Here is a 22,491-nt window from a genome sequence, read left to right as displayed (position 1 = left end):
AGGGCGCTTAGCTCAGTCTGGACAGAGTACTTGGCTTCGGACCAAGCTGTCGCGGGTTCAAATCCTGCAGCGCCCATCCACATACGTATTGAAGCCCAGCAAGCCAATTTAGCTTTTCTGGGGTTGCTACCTTCTGAATCATCGTGAGTGGTGGGAGTGCATTATTTGCGTTAATGACGTGGCGTGTCGCTTGAGCCTATGCCTCTATCCTGTCGTGCGATTCTTCAGTGCAAAAGACGGGGGCTGAATGTTTGTAGATTACGGTTTGTGAATAGATAACAAGGCTGGATTTAACCTCAATACGAATGCTCACGACAATGAAGATTGGTTGAATTTTACATACGTTAGTAGATATTGTGAATATATGAGAAAACGCTATATCAGGCACCGTCTAGTTAGCGCGGTTTGAGAAACGAGCAGGTCGTAGAGCTAGTTTGGCTATGACGCTCGCAGACCTGCTCAGCGAGTGCTACGCGGCGGAATTTGATGAAGCTTGGGAGCGTGAGCGGACGGCGACGCCCGTCAGGGTGTTCGCCGTCCGCCTCCACGCGACCGGGTGCTCGCTTCGAGAGACACAAGCGATTCTTCGCTTGATAGACGTCAAACGATCTCATCAAGCAATCTGGCACTGGGTACATCGGCTGGCTGACAGCGTTTCAGACCCGTCGACGGCGAAGCCGTCGCGGATCGCCATTGATGAGACCGCTGTCAGGATTAACGGTGACTGGTCTTGGGTATACGCTGCAATAGACATAGACTCTCGGCTCATTCTCGATGTTGCAGTGTTCGGACGACGAGGCACCGATCCAGCCGCTGCGTTCCTGCATCGATTAACCGAGAAACACGATCTCACCGTGACGGTGTTTCTCGTCGATGACTACGGCTACCTGACTGCCCTCTCCCGATTAGGGTTGAGCGGTCAGCTCGACTATGTTGATCGAAACCTGATCGAAAAGTGGTTTCACACTCTTAAGATGCGAGTTGACCGCTTCCAAATTCATGGGTGGGCAGTCGGGCGAGCGTCAGAGAATGGCTTGAACAGTTCGTACACTACTATAACACACAATGACTGCACCAATCACTTAGCGGACAGACACCAGCGGAGGTGCTAAACTAGACAGTGCCCATCAATCCTATCTACGGGTATAGATACGTATGTCGACGAAGAAAAAACCAATTTGCGACGATTGCGGGGATACGACAGCCGAATACCCAATTAGTATCGACGGTGAATCCGTTGATCTGTGCCACCAGTGTACGCTCTCAATCTTATACGAAGAGACCGATGGGGAGGTGGTTATGTGATGGCCTACATGGATGATGTTCCCCACGGTATTCTCGTAGAGAAGTCCCTCGGGAAGCAACTTGCTGCATCATCAATTCTTGAAGCGATACTGTGGCCTGTGTCCGGTCCTGAAGATGATTCAGTGATCCAAGATAGACTAACAATAGATGACCGTGATCGCATTCATGTCCTTCGGATCGGTGATGCTGCGATGCTACGATATATGACGGATAATACAGCAGTAGAGTTCGTGCTGGTGGATTTCCATGACCTAACGGATGCATTAATCAAGATCGTAGATGAAACAGTTGTAGAGACTCCATTCAGGAACTCAGAGAGCGGATGGATGTTTGCAAAGCGACCAAATTGCGGACGTTGGCAGTCAGAAATTCCGAGAGAAGCCTCTGTTTATGACTAGTTGAGAATACGGTTTCTTTCTGAAGGATACTATAGCATCCAGAGTTACTGCTCAGTACAGAGAACGGATTTATCGGTCTGTCTCTTTCCAGTCGTCCGTGTCCCCTTCACGAAATTCACCCTTGGCATGGCGCTCGCGGGGCCAGAAGGTGATGCCCAGCAGTACGACGTAGAACACACCCACAACGGCAACCACAGCAATCCCGGGGATACGGGCGATTTCAGCGGTTGTCAGCCAGTCTTGGCGCGGCGCGAACGCTGTAATCCTGAAGACCCATGCGACCAAGAGGACACTGAGCAGAGCAAGGTACACACGCTGGAGTCGGTTTGCGAGTGCTTCGTATAACGAGACTTTCAGCGTCGGCCTACGATAGTCACTGCTCAGTTCCGCTCGCCAGTCGTGACTTTCGGTGCCTTGGGACGGATCGAGGGCGTTTGCGAACAGGTTCTCTTGGATGACTCGGGCACGAGAGCGAAAGACATCGTAGTCCCGGTACCGCCGTGCTTCGATGCCCAGAAAGATGGTGACGATAACGATCCCGATCAGCAAGATATAGTGTGGATTATCGGTACTCGAAAACGCCCACGTCAAGATTGCTGCCATCAGCGTCACCGCCCACGTCGTCGACTCGTCGAGGCGCTGCCGCCATGTCCCCACTCGGTCTATCTCTCCGCGATAGGCGTGGGCCATCACCGAACCGAGTCCCGTACTGTCGTCAACCATTTCGCGGCCAATCTCCCGTTGGTCTGGTGCTGTTGGGTCGAACTCGTCGTTACCCGAATCGGTCATAGAGGAGAGACATCTCCTCGCTCCATAAGCAGTTATGGTGACGGCGTAATCTGAGTGTCATGTACTGGAGAACATTGAACAGTACGCATCTCTACTGAACATCAATTTCGCCATCAATCCTAAATAAAGAAATCATAGTACTATCTGCTTTTACGATCAGGTGTCTGTGAACCAGTCGCGTCTTTGCTCGGCTCGTTCCTCCTCTGTCATTTGGTCGTAGTGTAGGTCCATTACTCGCTTACTCACATTGGCTCTGTCTCCTACGACCTCTGGTGGAACTTCTTCTCGGAGCCAGCGCGTGATCGCACCACGGCGCACAGCATGTGGTGCGACGCTCTCAGAACATTTATACGACTGCTGATTATCTATTGCTTCGCAGGTTTCTGGATCACGGTTCACAGGGCACTCATCTCCGATAATGCATGGCCGAGTCCATTGGTAGACGAATGACCTAGATTGGTTGTATGTCATCGTCCTTGTTTTGATGTGAATAGTGGATTTCTGCCGTGATCGTCGGCTACCTCATGGCGATTGTGTTCGATGTAATCGTCAAGGATACGGCACATTTCTGAATCGAGAGAGACGTATCGCTCACCGTCTTCCTTGTTTTTCAGAGGGGTTTCTGTGTCCGGTCGATGGACGAAGTGGATGAATTGTTTCTTTGGATCGTAATCGTCGAGATCGAGAGCGTGGAGAGCGCCGACACGGGCGCATGTCGTCCACATCAATGCGATGACGGTGTGTTGGACTGATGCGTAGTGGTAACGGCTGAGATATTCGAGGATTGGTTCTGATCGCTCTTCTGGAAGGGTTTCGCTTCGTTGATTGTCTCCGTCATCAAGATCAGGTGATCGGACGGAGAGATGGAGATCGTGGCGAACTGCATCTGAACTCTCGCACCATCGGATAAACCGGCGGAGAGTATCCATCTGGGTTTTGACACTGACTCGGTTCAGATCACCATCGTCACGTCGCCATTTCCGGTACTTCTGGATGTCCGGTACTTCTGGATGTCGCGTCCGGTTAGGTTGTTGAGGTTATTGATATTGGAGACTTCGTTGCACCATCTGACGAAATGGCCGAGCCGTGATTTGTGACTGTAGATGGTGGCTTGTGCTGCTCCATCGACTTCGAGGTCGTCGATGTATAGTTGGAGTGCTTCGCTTGGTTCGGTGGGAATCAGTTCCCTATTGTTGGGGGTTCGTGTCATGCCTATTGTTGATGTTTTAACGAATCTGCATGCACGGGTCGCAAAGGCGACTGTTATCGATTCGCAGATTGACGGCTGTTTTTGATTCGGAAGCGAGCGACTCGCATAGCTCAATAATTGCCTATAGTTATGCTTCGGCCACATCAGGATGCCCGGCGCGGCGGTTTCGCGCCTGGAACTGAGGTCGCGGGTTGTGAGCAGGCCCTTGTGGTCTGCGAACGAAGCGAGTCGCAGCGCGGAATTTATTCCGGGACCGTCTCGCAGAACTAAATCCTGCAGCGCCCATACATTTGACGTCCGATAATCGCCAATCAGCGCGGTGATTATCGGTCGAATGGGCACGATTCTGCTTTCGTTCGATCATCGAACGACAGGTAGTTTCCACCGGGGTCCACGTACGTCCAAACTGGCCCACACTGAGAAAATCAATCGCCGATTGACGGCCAGTTCTCTGCTTGCGCCGGATAAGAGAACTCAGGCTGAAATCACATCAGATTCTGTCAGGAATACCGTGTTGAATACAGAGGATGGCTTCAGAACTCAAACACCGGTAATTCCACTGGTGTTCAGTGAACTAGTCGACCTGTCGAGCGATGACCGATACACTCGATTTTAATGACTGGTGTAAACGTTTAGGAGTACCTGTTACCGACCACAGAGCTATCTGGCTGGAGAGCCAAAATTCTAGGATGGCAGACGATAAGCGCGGTCGAGACAAGCAAGCACACGACGCTGAAAGACGCCAGCAAGAGCGTGAAATTGCCACAGAACTGGAGCGCGGGGACGAAATAGAGCCATCGGTGGAAGCGGAGGAACTCGCCGATTTTGAGGCGGAACTTGAAGAGCTGACATTCCCGGCGACGGGGATCGAGGTCGCCGCGGCGATCGGCGATCGTAAGATCGAATCGGTCGAGGGGAGCTACAGTATCGAGGAACTAGTACCGGAGACAGACGAGGAGACGTTCGACTCTCCAGCTGCCGTCCGGGTGCAGGTACAGCGGCCGACAGTTGCCGCGGCCATGAAACGGGTCGTGGAAGCCAGCAAGACGCTTCGGAATACGGATTTCAGTTGGACACAGCGCAAGGCTTACGAGAAGACCTTCCAAGAACTCAAAGCGATCGACGCCGATGACGACGATGAAGGGATCCAAGCCATCAGCGACTGGATCGTCGAGCAAATCCGCGACAAAGAAACGCTCCCGACGTCCCGGGCGGTACGCCGAGAAGCGGCGAAGTTCTGTCGGGCGAACGGATATCAGGTCCGAAACGACGAGTGGCTCGGGATATAGACCGACGATCACGGGCGATCGTTACAATGACTGCTGTCAAGTTCCAAGCGTGACCGATACGCGCCCTCTATCCAGTAACGGGATATTCTCTTGCGAGAGGCGTCTCGTTCCGTCTCGTTTGGAACTGCTATGCCTTTATTGTGTTACCAGTGAAACCACTGTTATGGCGCTCGATATAGAGGTGCCGGAACCACCAGACCTCTCGAACCGAGGAATGCCTCGCGAGTTCGAGTGGCAAGAAGAGACGCTCGGGTCAGAGGACTTCTACCGCGAGGACATCGAAGACCTGCTTCAGGAGGGTGCGTGGAAGGAGGGATTCAACGAGTGGACCGAGTACACGAATCTCGATGAAGAACACGTTCGAATTGTCAGCGACCTCGGCCTGTTCCAAGCGTTCGACTTCTACTGGGACCCAACCGAAGACCGCCTTCGCTTCGACGCCCCAATGATTTCGGACGACTGGCGGGAGCGAAATGCGACTGAGTCGCTCGATTCGAGCACGGTTTCAATGATTGACGGTGAGTTAGAGGATCTCGGCCGAGCGGTACAGGAGGTACTGGAGGACTACCTCGAACGGAACGACGAAGCGTCCGACTATGGTTGGGGTGAGGAAACGTACGGTAAACGCGAGGAGTGATTCCAGTCACTACAGCCTGTTCGACGGCGTCCGAGATATAGATTTTCTCTGTAATAAGCAATCGCCCCTGCTCCTCGATTGCGGTCGGAACATGCTGACTATGCGCTATGTATCTCGCATGGAGATGCAAGAGTATCAAATGGTTGTTATCAGTCCTATTCTCAGTTGCTCGAGTTCGACCGCCTCATGCCTCAAAGGTCGATTCGTTCGATGGTCGAACTAGAGCCTGCAGCGCCCATCACACTTCGTCACGGTTCGAATCCATTAGCTGGCGGCATGGTGTATATAAATTCTCTGCCGCCACCCTGGCTGGAGTTCGTCATGATTTGTGAACCGGTCACTCCCGTCATGCGATTCGGTAGAGCCAAGAACAGCCCGGAGGCAAATAATCATATGGTGAATAATAGGCAAGACAGTGTCAACAGACACGTGCGCTCGAGTGCCCGTCAGTGGCTCCGATAACCGAACCATCTTGCGGGGAAGATCATCGACCGCTACTTCGTGACTGCCTGTGAACTATCGCCAGGCCCAGGAACTCAGTCGCGCTTAGTAGTGCCAAAGAGACAGCTAGTGCAGCATATTGCTGGTGAGCTATGTTCCGACTGGACTACGACTAGATGGGGATTAGATATATTCTACTTTTTGTGACCATCACTAATATAATTTTATATTTACTAAACATCGTCCTTTAATCGAAATTATTAATTGGGGTTGTGAGTAGATATAGTCATGGATAAAACGCATATTAGCATTATTGGGATGCATATATCGTTAGTAGGTGGGATATTAATGATTTACACACAATTAAGCGCTGTAGAAGAAAATGATATTCCTTTTTTAATGGTGATTGGTGGACTATTTTTCTCCCTTCTAACTCTGCTAAGGTACTTCATTTCAAGTGCAGATACGAGGACTTGATAAATGCACCCATAATAAAACTAATGAAATCATAATAGTTATTTAGATGTTGGGGGGGGGAGGTATTATATGTCTTCTTGACGAATAACTAGAACGTCTCCATCTGGTTTTTCAGCTATCTCTGTTTGGTCAACACTGTTATAGCCTTCGATTGAAACGCTTGGTGGTATCCCAAGTGAAAGTGAGGGACTAATTGCAAAGGAGTCATGAGCATGGGTATATCTCATATAAACAGCTCTTTGTGTTTCGGAGTAGTCCCCAAGTGGTTTAAGCATTACAGCGGACGTACCTCCAAATTTTTGATTAATGTATCGTCCCTCATCTACACAAGGATAATCACTAAAGCTAGATAACCAGGACTTATACAGTTCTTTATCGTCGGCTCTAAACCCGATTTTTCCATCAGTATAAGATGACGCATCTGAAGAAAACTCAGTATTTCCTATTGTGATAATGTCATCCTGAACATTATCAGTAGCAAGTTTCCAATATGATTCTGGGTTTTTATAAAAAAGACCAACTCCATCTTTTGGATCAACACCATAACTGATGTCCTCAATAGTACAACCGCCGTTTGGATCAGCGTGACGATAGAACTCAAAATGATAATCATATTGGAGTTGGAATGTATATATATCAGACGAATCTCTAGTTGTTCCTCTCATAATTAATCCAATACCCCCATCATCCGGATCCTCAATTGACTCGATACCTATTCCATCTTCCTGATCTTCTTCCTCGATGTCTAGGTCTTCCCCGTTAGTACCTTGGCCTAATTTTATATTTTTAACTTTATAATTTTTCCTAGAGGTACGATAACCATTATCTTCTAAGACGTCGTCTGCTGCTTTCTCTCCCTCATCTCTTTGAGTCTTTGTTGCTTCTATCATATCCTCTTTAATACTTTTAGGATCATCTCTTTGTGTTGATCCTAATGATTGACCAACAAAGGTACCAGTTGTTACAAGACCAATCCCAGTAGTTTTTAGCAATTTCCTACGTTGCATATTAGTTAAACACGTGCAATAACTAATAAATCTTTGGATATGTCTATTGGTTATCTATAGGTACTGCTCCCATGGGTATACTGAATTAATACCATTACAATAATTAATTAGATATATTCACTTAATTGTTTTATTAGTGCTTGTATCGTTCGCAATGTCGGATCGATCTGAACCATAGATTGAATCCTTGGGTAGCGGTACATCGCCGCCAGTCCCGGCCGCCATACTCTCCTCTATCGGCTTCCGCGGGAGGTCCAGAGTTTCAATCTGCTTAGTCGTCACAACTATCCGTTCGATCACGACCCGTTGCTTGAGGTCGCCGCGTTGCTTGAGCCACGCGAGTTTACCGGCCATGTTCGTGAGCATATCGTACCCTTTCGTCAGCTAAATCGTGTCTTCCGGTCTCGAAAAGAAGGATCGTTCCTTGTTCGGAGAGTAGTGAATTGATAGTAGCTATGTCGTCATCGGGTCCGATAAGTTCGAGAGTGCTATTTATTTCACCCGCGTTGAGCGAGGGGCCTGAGAGCACACCAGTGTCGGTTTCAGACCATTCCGCTAAGGAACTGTCGCCACCACTGGCCGCTGCATCGATTCGGACGCCGTCCTCGCCAGTCTGTTCGACCGAAAGGTTATCGCCGAAATCGAGTTTAGTGACTTCCTCATCGACTGGCGTTTCGGCGTTAAGGATGCGGAGGATGTCATACTCGCTTCCGATTCCTCGCCGAACAGTTCGAACCGATCCCAAAATGACATCGGAGCCGCTGCGCCTGCCATTATCGTGTCGCGCCGGCTCATACTTATTTCGTCGATTTCGCTGTCGTTTGTCGGATCGTTGGGGTTGGAACTCATGGTTGTATTATATCGGGAGTTGTCGCGTGCCGCCGGTCGGTTGTCGTGCTATTCATCTCACAACTCGTCGCGCGAATCGCCGAGTGTCGTACTCATCGGGACGTAGACGTTTCGCGCGAACCAGGCGTCCCGTGTATCCGAGCGCCACCAGTGCTGGCGGCCGTCGTTCGAATAGAATTCGAACGGGTCCATTACGGCCACGTCGGACGAAGCGCCGTCGTAGTCGGCCGCTGAACACTCCTCCATTTCGCGCCCGTGCGGGCACTCTCTCGTCGGGACACACGGGAGAGCGTACCGGTAGCAGTCGCCGCGAAGGGTGTTGTGTGAGCACACCCTTCCGGCGTTGTCACGAGTAGTTCACGGCCATGTTCATCAGTGACTGCTGGTCGTTGCTGTTCGATCCAGTCGTCGAGCACCTCACAGACGTCTTCCGAGAGCGCGACGAACCGTTCTCCCGTTTCACCGTTCTTCAGTGGTGTTCGAGTCTCTGGACGATGGATTACTTCGAGAGCCTGGTTTACAGGATCGTAGTCGGCACAATCCAGTGCGTGGACTGCACCGACCCGCAGCATTGTGTGCCACATTAGTTCCAACGCCACGTGCGGCCGCGACATGTACTCATATTTCCGTAGTATTCCAAGATCTGTTCAGCTCGCTCTGAGTCCAGTATCACGCTTCGGATGTTGTCGTTACCAGTCAGCGCCGGAGAACAGCACCTTCGTGTGCAAATCCTGTTCAACGCCATTAATGGATTCCAGCCACTTGATGAAGACTAGTAACGTGTCCATCTGGGTCTTCTCGGTAGCCGGTGCCAGGTCGCATTCGACACGCCGCCAGATCCGGAACTCGTGGAGCTGGCGGGCTGATAGCTCGTTCAAGTTCCCGATTCCTTCCTCATTGCACCACCGGATGAAGTGGCCCAGTCGTGAACGATGTGAATAGATCGTCGCTTGGGTGACACTGTTTTCACGGTCGGCTAAGTACAGTTCGAGTGCGTGTTCGGGGTCGATTGGTTCGAGACTCATTGGTCATCTCCACGCGATTCCCCAGAATTACCGTTTTGAGACGTCCGATTTCGGACGCCTCACACCTCAAATGTCGATTCGTTCGACACTCGAACTAGTGCCTGCAGCACCCATTCGTTTTTGAACGAATCACATTCGGAAGACGGCAGTACATAATTTATAAACAATCCGCCGATCGCGCGTTTGATTTCATTCGATTATCGAACGGGGATCCCTGTCGTCCTGCGATTCGCCAGGATTCACTGCCTATTTCGAAAAGCGTTCAGTAACTGATGGACTATATCCTCTACTTACAAAACTTGTAATACGAATATACACAGGAAATCTGCTCACTTGTTTAATTTATACACAAGAAATTGAAAAGAACTCTTGGTGAGTTCTTGATGCTACTATTTTAGCTGTTGCTGAATTACTGGTAGTTGGAATAATACGATTTACACGAATATCTCTGACTAGTTTGACATGCCTGATGAGATAGCGGACATCGGCAATCTCAGCCGGCGGAATATCCTTAAAACGGTGGGCGCAGCAGGTCTCACGTTGGGCGGGATCGCAGGTGCGACCAGTATCCAAGCACAAGATACTGGAATGGAGGAGCAACTGAGCACGCTCGACGGCCAAGACAGATTCAACGTTGAATATGCCGACGAGAGGGGAGCTGAGAGAGCAAAAGCCGTGGCAGAAGAGGTCATTTATGATATCGATCCACTCAATACGGTCACCATTGAGGCGTCTCCCGAGGGGTTGCAGGAACTCTCCGAGGCTGACCCCATCGAGTTTATAGAAGCCGATCCGCGGTATCGAACCGGTCTGCCGCCACAGGAGATTCGGGTCCACGATCCAGACGGCCAAATAGTCCCCTGGGGCGTTGATCGGATCGGTGCGCCGGTTGCACACGAGAAGGGAATCCGAGGCGAAACGTCTCATGTCGCGGTGATCAATACGGGAATCGATTCCACGCACGAGGACCTGTCCGCAAGCGTGGGTGAGGGGGTTGCGTTCACGCCGTGTCAAGGAGACTGCGATGCACCGTGGGATGATGATCACGGTCACGGAACGCACGTCGCCGGAACGATCGGTGCGCTTGACAACCAGCTCGGTGTTCTCGGCGTGGCGCCGGAAACCACACTGCATGCCGCGAAGGTGCTGAATCAGAACGGGATCGGATTCGCTTCGGATGTCGCACTTGGCATCCTCTGGACCGCTGTACAGGGGTACGATGTGGCGAACATGAGTTTAGGCGGGCCGTTCTCGCCACTTGTCCAGGCTGCCGTCGAGTTTGCGTCTGAGCAAGGAGTCTTACTGATCTCCTCAGCAGGAAACGAGGCCGGTCCGGTGAGCTATCCCGCATCTGCGGACGAAGTTCTCGCGGTGAGCGCGACGACCTCCGACGACGAACTCGCGTGGTTCTCAAACTTCGGTCCCGAAATCGAGCTCGCGGCACCCGGTGTGGACGTCCTTTCGACCTTCCCGAACGATAACTACGGCGTACTCAGCGGGACATCGATGGCGTCACCACATGTGAGTGGGACAGGTGCATTACTGATGGCACTCGGGTTTACTGCTGGCGAAGCGCGAACCTTCATGATGGAGACGGCAGAGGACATCGGTCTCCCGCCCGAAGAACAAGGCGCTGGTCTAGTCAACGCCGCAGCCGTTGCGACCCACCTGAAGAACAAACAGGAGAAAAGCAAGACGACCCACTGATTTCGAGGGCCGCACCGAAAGTACCTCGGTGACACTCTCAGCAGAAGGGGGAAGAAAGTAGAATTCCCGATATCTGGTTAGCGGAAGTTTATCCGTCCTTGAGCGCGTCGTATGTTCGATCGGCTTCAGACTCATGGTTCGTGGTGCCGATGTAAAACCTAACAGGAGCCACACATATGTCGTGTCATACATCGTGGGAACCGCGAGAGGGCGATGCTTTCGTCGGTCGAAAACAGCCTTCAGCTCCCATACTTTCGAGGAGCATGATCACTTAACAATGGCGGAGTGATTCTCCAATCGAACGCAGCGCCGTTGCCTTCGTTCGATAGCTTGAACTGGAAGTGGGACTCTGAAAAAGAGTTTCGGCCATTTTGAACGGTCGTAGATCTCTATGATCTAGATTCGAGGATACCGCGATCGATCGGTTCAACTTCCGCTATTGAGGGGTACGAGCCGTATAACCACTTAGCGCCGCATTTGTACCTTCTATTTAATAACAGCTGAGCGTTTTGGTCGGGTTCTGTCAATTGCGGTGGGTGAGTATGGAGCGTCCACGACCCACTACTCACCTAGTCTGCTGGTTTCACGTTTTGATTCAACCGGAAGCGGTTCTCCGGGTCGTACTCGTGTTTCGACTCGACGAGTCGGTCGTAGTTCTCGCCGTACGCGTTCCGCTCACGGCCTTCGCGGTCGCCCTCGAAGTTGACGTACGTCCCGCCCGTCGCGGTTTCAGCGAGCGCGTCGTGACACTCTCGCACCCACGCGATGCACTCGTCGTCTTTCGTCCGGTCCTCCCAGCGCGCGGCGACGGTTACGATGAACTCCGTGTCCCGGTGGGGGTATGCGGTCGCATCCGACGCGACATCGTTGACGGCCCCGCCGACCTGATGGATGAGTATCTCGGATTGCGGGGTCGGGGACCGTTCGGCGTACTCGAGGATGGTGTCGATCGTCTCCTCGCCGAGCGCCGTGAAATTGGGCGCCTTCCAGTAGTTTCGAGCCCCCTCGGCGTACAGGTCGTCCAGAAGGCTCTGGGCCTCCGTGTAGCGCATCGGTTCGACGGCGTCGGCGATGGGCTCACCGAACTCGCGGAGCGGTTCGAGCACCGCCTTGCCCTCGTCGAGATCGCCGGCGTAGAATCCCATCAGTATGAGAACCGTGGTTCCGTGGACCGCTTCGGGAAGGAACGGGAGCGGCGGCGCCGCGACGCTGTTCGCCCAGACGGTGCACTCCCGCGGCGCGTCACGGGTAAACTCCTCGTAGCGGGCAAACACGTCGGGTGCGTCCTCGTACGGGTAGACGATCGGTCCGAAGAGCACCTCCGGGCCGACCTCGTGGAGGTCGAACTCGAACGACGTGACGATCCCGAAGTTGCCGCTCCCGCCGCGAATCGCCCAGAAGAGATCCGGGTTCTCGTCTTCGTTTGCGGTTACGACCTCCCCGTCCGCGGTGACGACATCGACCGACCGAAGGTTGTCGATCGAGAGGCCGTATTTACGGCTGAGCCAGCCGATCCCGCCGCCGAGCGTGACTCCGGCGACGCCGGTCGTCGAGATGACGCCGCCAGGCGTAGCGAGACCGAACGCCTGCGTCTCGTGGTCGAGGTCGGCCATCGTCGCACCGGGCCCGACGCGAGCGGTTTGGGCCGCGGGATCGACCCGCACCGACGACATCGAGGACAGGTCGATCGTGAGACCGTCGTCACAGATGGCGTTACCGGCGACGTTATGGCCGCCGCCTTTGACGGAGAGCGGGAGGTCGCGCTCGCGGGCAAACGTCACCGCGGTCATCACGTCGGCTGCCCCGGTGGGGCAGACGATGACGGACGGTTCCCGGTCGATCATCGCGTTCCAGATCGATCGAGCCTCGTCGTAGCCGTCGTCTCCGGGTTGGAGCGCCTCGCCGTGGAGTCGTTGCTCGAGCGTGTCGTATTCGCGCTCGTCGATCGGAGCGTTGATGGTCATTAGTCACGCCTCAAGCGAGGTACGATCACGAGGAATAGATAGGCATCGAGTGGGAATTCCGCAGCCGCTGCTGGTCGTGCAACCGCTGCAAAGACACACTGCGGTGCACGACGAGGGCGGGCTTCTTCGGATCGATGGATTCCTAGGTAACTTCTCAGCACCAGCCCGACGAGACGGTCGGACGCCGCACACCGCAAAGGACGATTCGATCGATGGTCGAAATCTCAAAGGTCGATTCGTTCGATGGACGAGCGAGTGGCTGCCACCGGGATTTGCGTGCAGCCAAACTGGTTGCCTTCGAGAAAATCGATCGCCGAGTGACGTACAACTCCTGCGGGGACGGATCGGATAATTATAGCCGGGATTCACTCAGATTCCGTCAGGGCCTGGCTTCGAGTACGAGGTTGAACGGCGTCTCAGTCGCTCGACGGAACCGAGTGAACCCGCCCTCGGTGATCACCTCACGGAGACGCGCTTCGCCAACCTGTGCTCCCAGTACGGGATCACCGCCTTGGTCGAGCGAGTTCGGAACACAGGCCATCGTCGAGGCGCAGTAGAACGCCCTGCCCACCGGATTCAGGTTGTCCTCGACCCGATCGTTGGCGAACGGCTCGACCAACAGCCACGCCCCGTCGTCGGCGAGCGTCTCCCGGACGTGTGACGCCACGCCGACCGGATCGCCCATGTCGTGGTACGCGTCGAACATCATCACGAGGTCGTAGTCGGCTCCGTCGTACTCCTTCGCGGTCGTTACCTCGAAACTGATCCGGTCTGCGACACCGGCTTCTTCGGCTCGCTTACGGGCCGCCTCGATCGAGTGATCGTGGTAATCGATGGCGACGAACTCCGAATCGGGGTAGGCTTCGGCCATGATGATCGTCGATGCACCGTGACCACAACCAACATCAGCCACACGCGCACCCGCCCTGAGCCTCGCGTCCATTCCATCGAGCGCGGGGATCCACTCGGTGACGAGATGAGTCTCGTAGCCTGGCCGGTAGAAACGCTCGGTGCCGTGACACACGTCCTCGTCCTGCTCGTGCCAACCCACGCCCTCACCGGTTCGGAAATCGGCTTCGATCTCCGAGAGGCTCTGCTGATAGCCCAGCAAACCCTGGTACCCGCCGGCGAGGAACGCGGGGCTGTCTTCGTCGGCCAGCAACGCCGCCTGCTCGGCCGTGAGGCTGTAGCGCCCCGTTTCGGGATCGTAGGTGACGTATCCGCCAGCCGCTCCCGCGGCGAGCCACTCGGTGACGTACGGTTCCACGGTGTCGGTCCGCTCGGCCAACTCGACGGGAAGGAGCGGGCCGCCGTCGGCCAACGCCTCGTAGAGACCGAGCCTGTCGCCGATGACGATCAGGGGCGCGTAATAGGCCGCTCCGAGTTCGTTGACGGCCATCCCGACGAGTTCGTCTAATTTTTCTTCGTCGATCGGTTCGTCGGCGAGAGTCGGCGGCGTCATACTTGGACCGTTGACGGCAGACGTATTAGCCTCATTTACGGAGACGACGTTCGACGGCGTGGACGCCGTTTCAGGACGTGAGAGGGATTTCGCGTCGCGTGCGGGATAGAATTACTACCCATGCCAGCCTACGCTGAGCTAGTAAATGACATGGGATCCCCCGAAGACGATCGATCGGCAGACCACGTGTTCAAGCCACCTGCGTCGCCGATCCTAGAGGCCGTCCTGCAGAACGCACGGAACCAGCAATATCTCGGTACGCGTCTCGACGCGGCCGGTAACCGAATCGATCCGGACCGGCTTAGCGACATCGTGCGCCACGGCCCGGTCCTCGAAGCGCTCCGCGAGGAGCCACGAGACCGTCGAGAGATCGAAGCGCAACTCGACGTCTCGCGGGCGACGAGTCACCGACTGATGAAGTGGCTCGGCGAACAGGGATTCGTCGAGAAGGTCGATGGCCGGTTCCAGTTGACGGGACGTGGCGAGGCGGTCACTGACGAGGTACTTCGATTCGAGGCGAACGTGAGCACCGCCCACCGGATGGGGCCGCTGTTGGACGCGATCTGCCCGCATCACGCGGAGTTCGCCATCGAACCGATGGTCGATGCGACCGTGACCGTCGCGGAACCGTCTGATCCGTATCGGCCAGTCGAGCGGTTCATCTCCCTCGTGAACGAGTCGGAGACGTTCCGTGGGTTCAATACGACGCACATGGCCCCGTTGAGCATCGGCGAATTCTACCAACAGCTATTCGACGCCACCGAGAGCGAGATCGTTTACACGCCGCAGGTCGTCGAGAAACTAGTGGACACGTACCCGAACCGGACGAACGAGGCGATCGATCGCGGGCAGTTAACCCTTCGAACCCGCGAAAAATTACCCTACGGACTCGCGATCTTCGATGACCGCGTCGGGATCGGTGGATACGACGATGAGACGGGGCTGATGCAGGCGTTCGTCGACACGGACTCGTCCCTCGCCCGTGAGTGGGCCGACCGGGTCTACGCATCAGTCAAGGCGGATTCGACCCCACTCGACGGCCGGGTGGATCAGTGAGCGCTGCGGACTGCCGCTACCACCCATCGTGAACCGGAAAAGAGGGTTCCCTTGGCTGCGAGTGCATCCTTCGTAATTCGGGTGGCGTATCGCGTCGAGCGTGCGTACGTCCAAACCGTCGTGGCCGCCGGTTCCCAGTCCGGTTAGCGACGCTGTTTCTCGGCCGAGCCGGTCGACGGCTCCGTAACTGCTCTCGGTTACTATTCCTCCCAGAACGGGACGTGAAGCACGGCTCGTAACCGAACGAGGCTATCCAGAGCGGTACGTTTATGAGAGTCTATTCCAACGTTATTCCGTATATGGAATATCGACGTCGAACGGTACTTCGGGCGGGTGCGGCCGGAGTCGCCACCGCGGTTGCAGGCTGTCTCGGTCGGGGGGAAAACGACGGTGAAGCCTCGGTCGTCGGCGAGGAACTCGCGCTCGCGACGACGACGAGCACGTACGATACGGGGCTGCTCGACGAAATCAACGCGGCCTTTCAGGAGCGCTTCGGCACGCCTGTCGCGCCCAACGCACAGGGGACGGGCCAGGCGATCGAGTCCGCGCGCAACGGGAACGCCGACGTCATTCTGGTCCACGCCCGATCGCAGGAAGACGAGTTCATGCGAGACGGCTACGGCGTCAACCGGCGGGGCCTGATGTTCAACGACTTCGTCGTCGTCGGTCCGAGCGACGACCCGGCTGGCGTAAGCGACGCCGACCAGGCGACCGCCGCCTTCGACACCGTCGCGAACGCGGAAGCGACGTTCGTCTCCCGGGGCGACGACTCCGGGACGCACTCGAAGGAGGAGGCGATCTGGGCAGAGGCCGGCGCCGAACCCGGTGACGAGTGGTACCAGGAGCTCGGTCAGGGAATGGGCGACACGTTGAACCACGCCAGCGAGGCAGGGGCGTATACGCTCGCCGATCGGGGGACATTCCTCTCGATGCGGGACAACGTCGACCTCGAGATCCACCTACAGGGGCCGATCGAGGGCGGACCGGAGCTGCTCGCCAACCCCTACGGGATCATGGCGGTTAATCCGGAGGTCCACTCGAACGTCAACTATCAGCTCGCGATGGCCTACATCGGCTTCTTCACGAGTCCCGAAGGGCAGGAACTCATCGAAGGGTATACCTCGGAAGGCGAGCAGTTGTTCTACCCCGAAGCGCTGTCGGAGGATCCGCAGTTCCAGCAGTACGTTCCGGAGGGGTGGCAGTCGGAATCGTCGGACGAGTAACCACCCGCGATCGCTCGCGACACGTCACCTATAGATGGTATTCGAAACGATTTCCGATCCGGTCTATCTCCGGAGCATCGTCCGGATCTCGCTGACGGTCAGCCTGATCGCCGTCCTGCTGAGCACCGTCCTGAGCCTGCCGGTCGCCTTCGCCGTCGGGTTCGCGGACTTCCGCGGCAAGCGCCTGGTCACGGCCGCGATCAACACCGGGATGGGCTTTCCCAGCGTCGTCGTCGGGCTGCTGGTCTGGTACGTCCTCTCGAATCAGGGACCGCTGGGGACGCTGAACCTCATCTACACGCCCGAGGCGATGATCGTCTCGCAGTGTATCCTCGCCGCGCCGGTGATCACCGGCGTCGCGCTGTCGGCCGTCGAGAGCGTCGACGACACCGTTCGGGACGCGGCCTACGGCGTCGGCGGCACCCGAGCGGACGTGGCACTGATCACCCTCAAGGAGGCGCGTTACGGCGTTATCACCGGCATCCTCGCCGGCTTCGGCCGGGCGATCAGCGAGGTCGGTTCCGTCCTAATCGTCGGCGGCAACATCGCCTACGCCGACGGCACCTCGAAGACCCGTACGATCACGACGGCGATCCAGTTCGAGGTGCGAAAGGGCGAGTTCGAGATCGCGCTCGTGTTGGGCGCCGTGTTGCTCGTCCTCGTCTTGCTCGTCAACGGGATCGTGCTGCGACTCGGGGGGCGCTAACGATGTCCGTGAACGCAACGACTTCCGCAACGGTGACGGTGATTCGATGGCGGTGATCGAACCGTGAACCTCGAACTTGCAAGCGTCTCGTACGGCGTCGACGAGACCCAAATCTTGGACGACGTCTCGCTGACGGTCGACGCCGGCGACGTCGTGACGGTGATCGGCCCCTCCGGCGCCGGCAAGACGACGCTGTTGCGCCTGGCCGCCCTGTTCGAGCGCCCGACCGAGGGGACCGTCCGCTGCGACAGGACGGACCCGTGGGCGCTGTCGAGAGACGAGCGCCTCGCCCTCCGGCGGCGGATCGGCATGGTCTTCCAGCAGGCGAGCCTGTTCGACGCGCCGGTCGCGCGCAACGTCGACATCGGCCGGCGGGTTCGCCGGCCGTGGTCCCGGCGGGTCCGGGACTTCGTCGACCGCCTCGCGGCCCGCTGGCTCCGGAACTCGCGGTCGGTCGACGAGCGGACGCTCGAGGCGCTCGAACTCGTCGGCCTCCGGGACGCGTGGGACCGCGACGCCGGCTCACTGTCGGGCGGCGAGGCCCAACGAGTGTCGTTCGCCCGCGCGCTCGCCGCGGAGCCGGACCTGCTCGTGCTTGACGAACCCACCTCCGATCTCGACCCGCGGAACATGGCCATCCTCGAGCGTGCGATCGACCGGGTGCGCGAGCGCGACCACGGTGTCTTGCTCGCGACCCACGACATGCACCAGGCCGAGCGGATCTCGGACCGCGTGGCCTTCATGCTCGAGGGGGAACTGGTCGAGGTCGGCCCGCCCGAGCGGATCTTCGAGAACTCGCGCGACGAGCGGACCGCGCGGTTCGTCCGCGGCGATCTCCTGTACGATGAAAACGAACTTCCCGCCTGACCGCGAACCAGGAGTCAGTAAGGTCTCCGGTCGCGTCGAAACCGGACGCCTGGCCGATCGAAGTCATGACCATCGAGAAGGATTTCGACCCGTTCCTACAGATCGAGGACGTCGCCGTCGACCGCAGCGACGTCGAGATGCTTCGCGCGATCGAGGAGCAGGGCTCGCTGTCGGGCGCGGCCGAGGCCCTCGACCGTTCCTATTCCCGCCTCCAGCAGCGGGTAGTCGCCCTGGAGGAGGCGATCGGCCCGCTGGTCGAGCGCACCCGCGGCGGGGCCGACGGCGGCGGCAGTTCCCTGACCGACGCCGCCAGGGACCTGCTGGCGCGGTTCGATCGCCTGGTCGCCGCCTACGAGGGGGTCGCCCGCGTCGACGAGACGGTGTTCTCCGGGCCGGTGGTCGATCGCGACGGCGAACTCGGGACCGTCGCGACCGAGGCGGGCAAGATTCTGGCGGTCGTCCCGGACGACGCGGAGGCCGCTTCGGTAACGATCCGCTCCGACGCGGTCAGCCTGCACGCGCCAAGCGACACGCCCCGCGCCGAGGCGACGAGCGTCCGGAACCGCTTTCCGGGGACCGTCTCGTGGCTCGAGGCCGGTGACGCCGTCGTCCGCGTCGGAGTCGCACTCGAGGCCGCGAACCGTGAGGGCGGCGAGGACGGAGACGATGGCGAGGACGAGACCACCGAACTCATGGCACTCGTCACCCGCCGCAGCGTCGAGGCGCTCGACCTCGATCCGGGCCGATCGATCGTCGCGTCGGTGAAGGCGACGGCGGCCCGCGGTGTCGTGACGGAATCAAACGGCGGGTAATCGGCCCGGGCCGAACCGCCCGGTGCGAACCACGAACAACGCTTTCTCGCGGCGGGTCGTACCGGGTCGCATGTACGACTCGATTCTGGTCGCGACCGACGGGAGCGAGGCCGCGACGACTGCGGTCGAGCACGCGACTGCGCTCGCGGGCCGATTCGACGCGCAACTGTACGGAATCGCCGTCGTCGACGAGCGGACCGCCTACGACTCCGGAATCGTCGATCCCGAAGAGGCCGAGCGCCACCGACGGGAGCGCGCGACGGCCTGGCTCGAGGAGTTGGAGGCGACAGCGGCGGCAACGGATCCGGCCGTTTCCGTCGAGACGACGGTCCGATCGGGCGTTCCCCACGAGGAGATCATCGACTACGCAGCAGAGTGCGACGCCGGTGCGATCGTCGTCGGCGCTCGCGGCCGTTCGTCGTTCAAGGGGGCGCTGCTTGGCAGCACCGTCGAGCGAGTCGTCAGGGCCGCGGATCGACCGGTGTTGGTCGTCGGCGGGACAGGCGAGTCCGCCGAGGAGACGGCGGGCCGGTCGTCGGGCGACGCCAGCAGCGGCCAGTAACCCGGGTCTGGGAGGGAGAACATTTACCACGGTTGTCGTGTGACGTAGCGCTATGACACTGCTCGTTCCGTTCGACGGCTCGGAGTTGGCAATGCAGGCGCTCGAGCGCGCGTCGGCGTTCGGCGACCTGCTGGACGAAGAAGTCGTCGTCCTGACGGTGGTTCCCGACGACGCCGAGTACGCGCGCGAGCGCGGCTGGATCACACACGGTGAGCCGTTCAACACGGAGGCGATCGCCGCGGGAATGCAGACCCGCGCCCAAGAAGTCGCGCCGGAGGCCACGTTTCGGACCGAACGAGTCAGCTCCGACGAACCGACCGCGACGTCGACGACGAACGTCGTCCGCGAAATCCGGCGCGTCGCCGCCGAGATCGAGGCGTCGGTCGTCTTCATCGGGTCGGAGAACGCCGGCTCCGTCATCGCGCCCCAATCGAGCGTCGGCAGCCCGGTCGCGAGCGACCACCGCTACGACGTCTACGTCGTTCGCGCGCCCGATCACGAGATCGATCCCGAGGAGATCGCCGACATCGACTCGACCCAGGACGGCCTCTGAGTCGCCCGCTGACCGCCTTTCGGAGGAACGTTTATTCCCCTGACCGACCACGTTTCGGACATATGGTCGATCGGAACGGGTGGGGCCGCGACGCGTCGGCATCGACCGGCACCACCGACAGCCCTCCCGAGTCGTTCGTCGACCAGGCGAACGTCGCGGAGCCGGCGATCCACGAGACCTTCGAAGAGCACTGGCCCGAGTGCTGGGAGCGGGCGGCCGACCTCCTCGCGTGGGACGAGTCCTACGAGACCGTCCTCGACGACGCGAACGCGCCCTTCTACCGGTGGTTCCCGGACGGGAAGCTGAACGCCGCCGCCAACTGCTTGGACCGGCACCTCGAGTCGGGGCGGAAGAACCACGCCGCGATCCGCTGGGAGGGCAAACAGGGCGAGCGCCGGACTTACACCTACCGGGACCTGTACGTCGAGGTCAACGAGTTCGCGGCGGCCCTGCGCGATCTCGGCGTCGAGGAGGACGACGTCGTGACGATCTATCTCCCGATGATCCCCGAGTTGCCGATCGCGATGCTGGCCTGCGCTCGCATCGGCGCGCCACACAGCGTCGTCTTCGCCGGGCTCTCCGCGGACGCGCTCGCCACGCGGATGGACGCCGCCGACAGCGAGTACCTGGTCACCTGCGACGGCTACTACCGGCGCGGCGACGCTTTCAACCAGAAGAGTAAGGCCGACAACGCCCGCATCGGCCTCGAGCAGGCCGTCCGGACGGTCGTCGTCGATCGCCTGGGCGAGGACCTGCCCCACGTCCTCGGCGACGACGAGTGGGACTACCACGACCTTCGCGACGAGTTCGCCGGGGAAACCGTCGAGCCGGTCTCCCGGGACCCCGAGGACATGCTATTTCTCATGTACACCTCGGGCACGACCGGCGAGCCGAAGGGCGTCGTCCACTCGACGGGCGGCTACCTCGCTCACGTCGCCTGGACGAGCCACGCCGTACTGGACGTCAAGCCCGCGGACACCTACTGGTGTGCGGCCGACATCGGCTGGATCACCGGCCACTCCTACATCGTCTATGGCCCACTCGCGCTCGGAACGACGACGGTCATGTACGAGGGCACCCCCGACTATCCCGACCGGGACCGGCTCTGGGAGATCGTCGACCGCAACGCCGTCGACATCTTCTACACCGCACCGACGGCGATTCGGGCGTTCATGAAGTGGGGCCACGAGTACCCGGCCCAACACGACCTCTCGAGCCTGCGCCTGCTCGGCACCGTTGGCGAGCCGATCAGCCCCCGTCCCTGGAACTGGTATCGCGAACACGTCGGCGGCGGCGACTGCCCGATCGTCGACACCTGGTGGCAGACCGAGACCGGCGCGGTGACGATCTCGACGCTGCCGGGCGTCGACGAGATGAAACCGGGGTCGGCCGGCCCGGCGCTGCCGGGAATCGACGCACAGATCGTCGACCAGGCCGGCGACGAGGTCGAGTCTGGCCAGGCCGGCTATCTCACGATCGGCCGGCCGTGGCCGGGGATGGCCAGGACGCTGTACGACGGCGACGAGCGGTTCGTCTCGGAGTACTGGCGGCGATTTTCGGATCCCGAGGCCGACGAGTGGCGGTACTTCAGCGGCGACACGGCCCGAATCGACGAGGACGGCTACATCACGGTCCTCGGCCGGGTCGACGACGTGATCAACGTCTCCGGCCACCGGCTGGGCACCATGGAGATCGAAAGCGCGATCGCCGACGTCGACGGCGTCGCCGAGGCCGCGGTCGTCGGCCGCACGAACGGGACCGGCGACACCGAGATTTACGCGTACGTCAGCACCGAGCGCAACCGCGAATCGGACGCGACCGTCCGGCGAGCGATCGTCGCCAGCATCGAGTCCGCGATCGGGCCGATCGCCAGGCCCGCGGAGGTGATCTTCACCCCGGAGCTGCCGAAGACCAGATCGGGCAAGATCATGCGCCGGCTACTCGAGGACGTCGCCAACGGCGAGGAACTCGGCGACACGAGCGCGCTCCGCAACCCGGAGATCGTCGGCGAGATCCAGGCCGAGATCGGCGACGAGGGCGAAGCGAGCGAGCGGAACCGATAGCGTTTCGGGAATTCTAATATCGAGAAACGAATCGGGCGGAATTCTTCTCGGCAGAATCGCGTAGCCGTCGAAATCGATGCCGATGGGCG

The 22,491-nt window shown here is 58.3% G+C and carries 19 protein-coding genes, 1 tRNA gene and 2 pseudogenes; 14 read left to right on the top strand and 8 right to left on the bottom strand.

What is annotated here, in order from left to right:
- Nucleotide 1: 1 nt before the first annotated feature.
- The 3 genes and pseudogenes from BMY29_RS07140 to BMY29_RS20550 all read left to right on the top strand — a co-directional run bounded on the left by BMY29_RS07140 (nucleotide 2) and on the right by BMY29_RS20550 (nucleotide 1,703).
- A tRNA-Arg gene (locus BMY29_RS07140) sits at nucleotides 2-76 on the top strand.
- A 364-nt stretch (nucleotides 77-440) separates the two neighbouring features.
- Nucleotides 441-1,069, top strand: a pseudogene (locus BMY29_RS07135) (IS6 family transposase).
- Between the two features lie 235 nt (nucleotides 1,070-1,304).
- A complete protein-coding gene (locus BMY29_RS20550) occupies nucleotides 1,305-1,703 on the top strand; it encodes a hypothetical protein (RefSeq protein ID WP_143067665.1) in 399 nt (132 codons plus the stop codon).
- A gap of 69 nt (nucleotides 1,704-1,772) precedes the next feature.
- Here the strand turns inward: BMY29_RS20550 and BMY29_RS07130 are convergent, their stop codons facing one another.
- The gene (locus tag BMY29_RS07130; protein ID WP_049988506.1) at nucleotides 1,773-2,492 is read right to left on the bottom strand and encodes a DUF2270 domain-containing protein; all 720 of its coding nucleotides are present in this window, start codon (nucleotides 2,490-2,492) and stop codon (nucleotides 1,773-1,775) included.
- Between the two features lie 952 nt (nucleotides 2,493-3,444).
- Nucleotides 3,445-4,044 carry a hypothetical protein gene (locus tag BMY29_RS21660; protein WP_338141400.1) on the bottom strand — a complete coding sequence of 200 codons (600 nt, stop codon included), beginning with the start codon at nucleotides 4,042-4,044 and terminating at the stop codon, nucleotides 3,445-3,447.
- A 347-nt stretch (nucleotides 4,045-4,391) separates the two neighbouring features.
- Between BMY29_RS21660 and BMY29_RS07120 the strand changes: the two genes are divergently transcribed.
- Entirely contained in the window at nucleotides 4,392-4,991 is a 600-nt protein-coding gene (locus BMY29_RS07120) for a DUF5789 family protein (RefSeq protein ID WP_049988728.1), read from the top strand.
- A 214-nt stretch (nucleotides 4,992-5,205) separates the two neighbouring features.
- Nucleotides 5,206-5,628, top strand: a complete 423-nt coding sequence (locus tag BMY29_RS07115) for a DUF7992 family protein (RefSeq protein ID WP_049988505.1) — start codon at nucleotides 5,206-5,208, stop codon at nucleotides 5,626-5,628.
- A 983-nt stretch (nucleotides 5,629-6,611) separates the two neighbouring features.
- Here the strand turns inward: BMY29_RS07115 and BMY29_RS20545 are convergent.
- From BMY29_RS20545 to BMY29_RS21705, 4 genes and pseudogenes are all read right to left on the bottom strand, one after another.
- Entirely contained in the window at nucleotides 6,612-7,553 is a 942-nt protein-coding gene (locus BMY29_RS20545; RefSeq protein ID WP_143067664.1) for a hypothetical protein, read from the bottom strand.
- A 117-nt stretch (nucleotides 7,554-7,670) separates the two neighbouring features.
- A complete protein-coding gene (locus tag BMY29_RS07105; protein ID WP_049988504.1) occupies nucleotides 7,671-7,919 on the bottom strand; it encodes a hypothetical protein in 249 nt (82 codons plus the stop codon).
- Nucleotides 7,920-8,459: 540 nt separating this feature from the next.
- On the bottom strand, nucleotides 8,460-8,594 hold the full coding sequence (locus BMY29_RS21655) for a hypothetical protein (RefSeq protein WP_338141470.1): 135 nt from the start codon (nucleotides 8,592-8,594) through the stop codon (nucleotides 8,460-8,462).
- A gap of 15 nt (nucleotides 8,595-8,609) precedes the next feature.
- Nucleotides 8,610-9,427, bottom strand: a pseudogene (locus BMY29_RS21705) (tyrosine-type recombinase/integrase); the annotation flags it as partial.
- A gap of 462 nt (nucleotides 9,428-9,889) precedes the next feature.
- Between BMY29_RS21705 and BMY29_RS07095 the strand changes: the two are divergent.
- Nucleotides 9,890-11,134, top strand: coding sequence for a S8 family peptidase (locus BMY29_RS07095; protein ID WP_049988503.1), 1,245 nt, complete (start codon nucleotides 9,890-9,892; stop codon nucleotides 11,132-11,134).
- 569 nt (nucleotides 11,135-11,703) lie between these two features.
- On the opposite strand, the gene BMY29_RS07090 is transcribed toward BMY29_RS07095, so the two are convergent.
- The gene (locus tag BMY29_RS07090; RefSeq protein ID WP_049988502.1) at nucleotides 11,704-13,098 is read right to left on the bottom strand and encodes an FAD-binding oxidoreductase; all 1,395 of its coding nucleotides are present in this window, start codon (nucleotides 13,096-13,098) and stop codon (nucleotides 11,704-11,706) included.
- Nucleotides 13,099-13,477: 379 nt separating this feature from the next.
- Nucleotides 13,478-14,560, bottom strand: a complete 1,083-nt coding sequence (locus BMY29_RS07085; RefSeq protein WP_049988501.1) for a class I SAM-dependent methyltransferase — start codon at nucleotides 14,558-14,560, stop codon at nucleotides 13,478-13,480.
- Nucleotides 14,561-14,710: 150 nt separating this feature from the next.
- Between BMY29_RS07085 and BMY29_RS07080 the strand changes: the two genes are divergently transcribed.
- The 8 genes from BMY29_RS07080 (at nucleotide 14,711) to acs (ending at nucleotide 22,402) form a co-directional block, all read left to right on the top strand.
- Complete coding sequence (locus BMY29_RS07080) at nucleotides 14,711-15,616, top strand: helix-turn-helix transcriptional regulator (RefSeq protein ID WP_049988500.1); 906 nt, start codon at nucleotides 14,711-14,713, stop codon at nucleotides 15,614-15,616.
- Nucleotides 15,617-15,915: 299 nt separating this feature from the next.
- A complete protein-coding gene (locus BMY29_RS07075) occupies nucleotides 15,916-16,839 on the top strand; it encodes an ABC transporter substrate-binding protein (RefSeq protein WP_049988499.1) in 924 nt (307 codons plus the stop codon).
- A gap of 34 nt (nucleotides 16,840-16,873) precedes the next feature.
- Nucleotides 16,874-17,545, top strand: coding sequence for an ABC transporter permease (locus tag BMY29_RS07070; protein ID WP_049988498.1), 672 nt, complete (start codon nucleotides 16,874-16,876; stop codon nucleotides 17,543-17,545).
- Between the two features lie 63 nt (nucleotides 17,546-17,608).
- Nucleotides 17,609-18,412, top strand: coding sequence for an ATP-binding cassette domain-containing protein (locus tag BMY29_RS07065; protein WP_049988497.1), 804 nt, complete (start codon nucleotides 17,609-17,611; stop codon nucleotides 18,410-18,412).
- A 71-nt stretch (nucleotides 18,413-18,483) separates the two neighbouring features.
- The gene (locus tag BMY29_RS07060) at nucleotides 18,484-19,224 is read left to right on the top strand and encodes a TOBE domain-containing protein (RefSeq protein ID WP_074854689.1); all 741 of its coding nucleotides are present in this window, start codon (nucleotides 18,484-18,486) and stop codon (nucleotides 19,222-19,224) included.
- Nucleotides 19,225-19,294: 70 nt separating this feature from the next.
- The gene (locus BMY29_RS07055; RefSeq protein WP_049988495.1) at nucleotides 19,295-19,786 is read left to right on the top strand and encodes a universal stress protein; all 492 of its coding nucleotides are present in this window, start codon (nucleotides 19,295-19,297) and stop codon (nucleotides 19,784-19,786) included.
- A gap of 52 nt (nucleotides 19,787-19,838) precedes the next feature.
- Nucleotides 19,839-20,339: a universal stress protein gene (locus BMY29_RS07050; RefSeq protein WP_049988494.1), complete on the top strand. Its 501-nt coding sequence runs from the start codon at nucleotides 19,839-19,841 to the stop codon at nucleotides 20,337-20,339.
- 62 nt (nucleotides 20,340-20,401) lie between these two features.
- Complete coding sequence (acs, locus tag BMY29_RS07045; RefSeq protein WP_049988493.1) at nucleotides 20,402-22,402, top strand: acetate--CoA ligase; 2,001 nt, start codon at nucleotides 20,402-20,404, stop codon at nucleotides 22,400-22,402.
- The last annotated feature ends 89 nt before the right edge of the window (nucleotides 22,403-22,491 follow it).

This window comes from Natrinema salifodinae, assembly GCF_900110455.1.
Classification (GTDB): domain Archaea; phylum Halobacteriota; class Halobacteria; order Halobacteriales; family Natrialbaceae; genus Natrinema; species Natrinema salifodinae.
Note: the sequence above shows the minus strand (reverse complement) of the source record. Positions and strands in the feature narration are given on the sequence as shown.